The sequence below is a fragment of the Nocardia sp. JMUB6875 genome, from assembly GCF_041154655.1.
Lineage (GTDB): Bacteria > Actinomycetota > Actinomycetes > Mycobacteriales > Mycobacteriaceae > Nocardia.
This window is the reverse complement of record NZ_BAAFGR010000311.1, coordinates 1-4,788: the sequence shown is the minus strand read 5'-3', so window position 1 is coordinate 4,788 and position 4,788 is coordinate 1. Positions and strand designations below refer to the sequence as shown.

The 4,788-nt window shown below is 65.4% G+C and carries 5 protein-coding genes; 2 read left to right on the top strand and 3 right to left on the bottom strand.

Features of this window, described 5'->3' with window-relative positions; translation table 11 throughout:
• Positions 1–1,050 (top strand): MBL fold metallo-hydrolase (locus ACAM49_RS38865; RefSeq protein ID WP_369640515.1); only part of this gene is annotated, 1,050 nt, incomplete at its 5' end.
• A gap of 12 nt (positions 1,051–1,062) precedes the next feature.
• On the opposite strand, the gene ACAM49_RS38860 is transcribed toward ACAM49_RS38865, so the two are convergent.
• Positions 1,063–1,512, bottom strand: coding sequence for a winged helix-turn-helix transcriptional regulator (locus ACAM49_RS38860; protein ID WP_369640514.1), 450 nt, complete (start codon positions 1,510–1,512; stop codon positions 1,063–1,065).
• Positions 1,513–1,595: 83 nt separating this feature from the next.
• Between ACAM49_RS38860 and ACAM49_RS38855 the strand changes: the two genes are divergently transcribed.
• Positions 1,596–2,273 carry a nitroreductase gene (locus tag ACAM49_RS38855; RefSeq protein WP_369640513.1) on the top strand — a complete coding sequence of 226 codons (678 nt, stop codon included), beginning with the start codon at positions 1,596–1,598 and terminating at the stop codon, positions 2,271–2,273.
• Positions 2,274–2,276: 3 nt separating this feature from the next.
• Here ACAM49_RS38855 and ACAM49_RS38850 read toward each other — a convergent pair whose 3' ends face one another.
• Both ACAM49_RS38850 and ACAM49_RS38845 read right to left on the bottom strand, forming a co-directional pair.
• Entirely contained in the window at positions 2,277–2,774 is a 498-nt protein-coding gene (locus tag ACAM49_RS38850) for an N-acetyltransferase family protein (protein WP_369640512.1), read from the bottom strand.
• A 5-nt stretch (positions 2,775–2,779) separates the two neighbouring features.
• A partial coding sequence (locus ACAM49_RS38845) for a neutral/alkaline ceramidase (protein WP_369640511.1) occupies positions 2,780–4,788 on the bottom strand: 2,009 nt, incomplete at its 5' end.

Here is a 4,788-nt window from a genome sequence, read left to right as displayed (position 1 = left end):
GCGGCGGGCGGGCCGATGTCCGCCGCCACGCGAGACAAGGGGAACCGGGTGACCAGTAGTCAGACCATCGCAGCACGTCAGCGCTTTTTCGGGGAGGCGGCGGTGGATCCGGGTACCGGGGCGGTGCGCGAGGATCAGGTGCTCGTGTCGTGGTTCGGGTGTGCGAGTTTCGCGGTTGCCATGGGCGGGGTGGTGTTCCTGCTCGATGCGTGGGTGCCGCGCGGGGTGACGTCCGGGTACGTACCGACCAGTCCTGAGGAGGTGGCGGCGCTGAAGCCGGTGGCGATCTTCATCGGGCACGGGCATTTCGATCATGCCGCCGACGCGGGGGCGATCGCGCGGGCCAGCGGGGCGGTGGTGCACGGGACGGCGGAGCATTGCGCGACGGCGCGTAAGCAGGTCGGTGGGGCCGAATTGGCTTGTAAGGAGCTGGGTTCCGTCGCATCGGCACCTGGTGATCGCTACGATTTCGAGCTTGCTCCCGGCATCGCGGTGACCGCTGTCCGCCACCTGCACTCGGCGCGTACGCCCCGGCACGAGGGGCCGGATGCGTCGACTCCGGTGCGGCCGCGGCCGTGTCTGGGCGATATCCGTTCGTACCCACCACATCTGGGTGATGCCGGCCATCTGGCGCGTAATCTCCTCGCGCCGGAGGGCGGGGTATTGCTGTACCAGTTCCGGGTCGGTGACTTCGTTCTGACCTGGCATGATTCGACCGGTCCGCTGCTGGACAACGCTCCGCAGGTCCTGGACGTGTTGCGCGGGCTGCCCGCTTCCGATGTGCATATCGGCGCGGTGCAGGGGTTCAATCAGTTCACGAATGGCTTGCGGGATCCGCGCAGTTATGTCGAGGCGTTGCGGCCGAAGGTGTTCGTGCCCAACCACCATGACAATTGGCTGCCGTTGATGACGGCGCGCGGGGAGGCGTTCCGCACGCCTGTGCACGAGGAGCTGGCGCGGATTCCCGAGACGCAACGTCCGGAGATCCGGATGCTGCTGGACCGCGACGACTATCTGGCTCCCGGTCGGCTGGCCTTCGATCTCGTCTGATCCCCGACGGCGTCACACCGTCATGCCCGGCCCGACTTCGGGAACCACATCGCGGGCGGTGAGTTCCTTTCCGCACGAATCACATTCGAGATGCACGTGGGCTTCGCCCGGGCAGTCGCGGTGGCGGTAGTAGACGGGCGGGCCTTGGGGCGCCATGTACTCGTCGCCCCAGTCGCGGAAGGCCATGAGGATCGGGTACACGTCGTGCCCCTTGGCGGTGAGCCGGTATTCCTCGTAGGTGCCGCTCTCCGTCGGCTGCTTGGTCAGGATCTGGTGCTCCACCAGGCGATCCAGACGGTCCTGCAGCCGCCCCTTCGAGATCCCCAGATACGCCTGGAATCCGTTGAACCGGCGCACGCCGGAGAACGCCGCCTTCAGGATCAGCAGTGTCCACCGGTCGCCGAAGACGACCAGTGCCCGGGTGATCGAGCACGGTTCCTCCGAGAGCTCCTCGTACCGCATCTTCCAATCCTACCCATCTGGTCCTAATATGAGACCAGTTTGGATTCGGTCTCGAAATGGGACCACATTCGGAGGGGTGACGTATGTCCGATCGCTATGCCGCACTGGAATCACTGCTGGCCGACCGCTACACGTGCCGAGCCTTCCGCCCGGATCCGGTGCCGCGCACGGACATCGAGGCGATCCTGCGGCTGGCGCAGCGCACGCCGTCCTGGTGCAATACCCAGCCGTGGCAGGTGGCGATCACCGAGGATCCGGCGGCCACCGACCGGTTCCGCAAGGCGCTGCTGGATCATCTGGGTGGCGCGTCGATCGCGACGGACATCCCGTTCCCCGCGGCCTACGAGGGCGTCTATCGCGACCGGCGGCGCGAATGCGGCGCGGCGCTGTACACCGCCGTCGGCGTGGCACGCGAGGACAAGGCCGGTGCGTTTCGCCAGACGATGCGCAATTTCGAGCTTTTCGACGCGCCGCACGTCGCGATCCTCACCACCGAGGCGGATCTGGGGACGTACGGCGCGGTCGATTGCGGGCTGTATCTGACGTCGTTCCTGCTGGCGGCGCAGAGCCTCGGGGTGGCCACGGCCCCGCAGGCCGCGCTCGCGACCTACTCGCCGTTCCTGCGCGAATACTTCGGCCTGCCCGCGAATCGCCAGGTGATCGCCGGTGTGTCGTTCGGATATCCCGAAACCGAGCACGCCGCCAACAGTTTCCGGACCAGCCGGGCCGATCTCGACCAGGTGGTCACCTGGCATTCCTGAGGTTCAGCGGAAGCGGAGAACCATTGTGATGCTGGTGGTTCCGGCCAGGTTGGTCATCTCGGAGTCGTCTACGTCGACGAAGCCGAGGCGTCGATAGAGCCGGTACGCCGGATTCCCGTGTCGCACACTCAAACAGACGGCGTCGTACTTGTCGCGAGCGGCCTCGAGCAGGGCGGTCATCAAGGCCGTGCCGAGCCCGGTGCCACGGCTCTCAGGCGCGACACCGATTGCCAGTTCCGGAGTGTCGGCATCGATGTAGCCGTAGGCCGGATCCGCCGGGCCGAACAACCGCAGCCACGCGGCGCCCAGCGGGACACCGTCGAAGCCGCCGACCACACCGAGATCGCCCGGGGCACCCCAACCTTCGACGTAGTGCGCGAGCTTGGGTACGTCACGCAACTGGTCCGGGGAATCGATCCCGTTCTCGTGCGCATAGGACGCCTCGTAGAGCATGGCCCACAGGAGCTTCTCGTCGGCGATCTCGGCAGGTCTGACGAACATGGGGATCAGCCGATCACGAATTCCGCCGATGTTCCAGTGAATTCCCGGATGGTTCCGGCGGCGTCGCGGCTGTTACCGGTGTAGCTGATGCGGTAGCGGCCCGAGGCGTTGTCCGGAACCGTCCACAGGATGCGAATGGTCGAGGCGGCCGACTGACCGTCCGGGCGGGACCAGTGCAGTTCGGTGCACCAGTCGTTGTCGTCGTAGACGCGCCGCCAGCCGCCACCGGATGACTGCTGAACCTCGAAGTAGGTGCCGTCGAGGCGGAAGTCATTGTTCGGGTGGGCGCCCACGAATTCCACCGAAACCGTTTGCCCCGCCGCATAGTTCGAGTCGGGCTGCGTGAGTACGTCACCGAAGGCGCGCCCGGCATGCGGCACATCCGCGGGAACGGCGGGCACGAAGTTCGGCTGCAGCCCGAAGTTCCAGTCCAACGGAGCAGGCCCGCGCCCGAGATCCACCCGCGCCGCCAAAGCCTTTGCCAGCCGGTCGAATTCCTGCATGTGCGCCGACAGCGTCCAACGGCCGTAAAGGGTTTCACCACCCTCGTACTGCTGAACCGCGTACTCCTCGGGCGTGGTCACATAGCCGTTGTAGCCATTGGAGTACCCCTGCACCAACACATTCTCGATCGGCACATTGAGCGCCCGCGACACGATCCGCCGAATCCGCAACCCCGACACCACCGTGTACTCCGACGGCCCCGACGCCAACACCAGATCCCCGATCCGCATCAACTGCAACGCCACCACCTGCGGCACCCACGGCCGCGGCGGCAACACCCCCAGCGGAGCCAGAATCAGCTTGGGCGCCTGCACATCCCGCATCCAGTCCTCGATCGGCGAGTTCAACCCGCCGAGCGCCGCCACCATCGGATTGGAGTCACCCTCCTGCAGGAACGACAACTGCGAGTTCCAGTTGTCCTCGGTACTGGTAGCCATCGCGGCCGCACCCATCATGGCCGGCGAGGTGCGGGCAGGCTTGCCATCCGGCGTGTAATCACCGTCGATAGCGGTATCGGCCAGATTCACGTAATGCACCACCGAGTCCACCCCGGCACTGCTCATCGGTGTCGCAGCATCGAAAGCCTTTCGCCCCGCCTGATATTGGCGCTCACCGATCAGAGCACAGTTCGTCCGATTGTCCTCGGTCGGCCCCGACGGATGCATCGGCCGAATCCAGAGGTTCGGAGTCATATCCCCCGGATTGGTCTGCGGGAAAGCGGCCACGAACGAGGGCGGGCCATCCAGATGCCGCACCCCCATCTCGTCATGCTCCCAGCGGTAACTGGCGTACCCCTTGTTGTCCGCCGAGATGAGCGTGTTCCGATCCGTCAGCGAGGTGCCATGCGTAGCGAACCAGGTAATCGCCCCAACATCCTTGCCCCCCTTGCTGAATCGCAACACGGTGACCTGCGGATCAATGGCATCCGGAAACTCGGCCTTGTCCTCGATGGGATTCGCCTCGAACGCAACCCGAGACCTGTTCGCACTGGCATCGTGCAACTCCCCCCGCCCGAGCCTGATCGACCCCGGCCCGAGGTTCTCATGAGCGTTGACGATCGCCTTGACGATCCCACTCACCTCGGCGTCATACGAATTCTGCTGAAACCCCATGGCCGCAAGCGAATACGCGTATTCCCGCGCCGTTCCACCGCACGAGTTGTGATTGTGCGTGGCGTTGATATTGACGTTCCGCTCGGTGTACAGACCGCCGAACCGCTGCTGCAGCTGCTGCATGACAACCAGGTGCACCGACTGAAAAAGGCAAGCATTGTCCGTATTCACGAACGCAACCCGATCCCCCGTAGCCTGATCCACCACGATGTAGGCCCGCGCATAACACCGCGAAAGCAACCCGGTAGTGACCTGATCAGCCTCCGAGTACCCCATCATCCCCTGCCCCGCAGGCGCCCCGGTGATATCCGCGATCCCCACCCCGACGAGATAATCCTGCCCGGCGGCTCGATGCCTGATGGGCTGCGCCCCAACCACACTCGCCCCAACCACAGCGC

Bases quoted from the DNA above. Each gene is read 5' to 3' on its own strand.
- ACAM49_RS38855 (WP_369640513.1), top strand. From the start codon at position 1,596: ATGTCCGATCGCTATGCCGCACTGGAATCACTGCTGGCCGACCGCTAC.
- ACAM49_RS38860 (WP_369640514.1), bottom strand. From the start codon at position 1,512: ATGCGGTACGAGGAGCTCTCGGAGGAACCGTGCTCGATCACCCGGGCA.
- ACAM49_RS38850 (WP_369640512.1), bottom strand. From the start codon at position 2,774: ATGTTCGTCAGACCTGCCGAGATCGCCGACGAGAAGCTCCTGTGGGCC.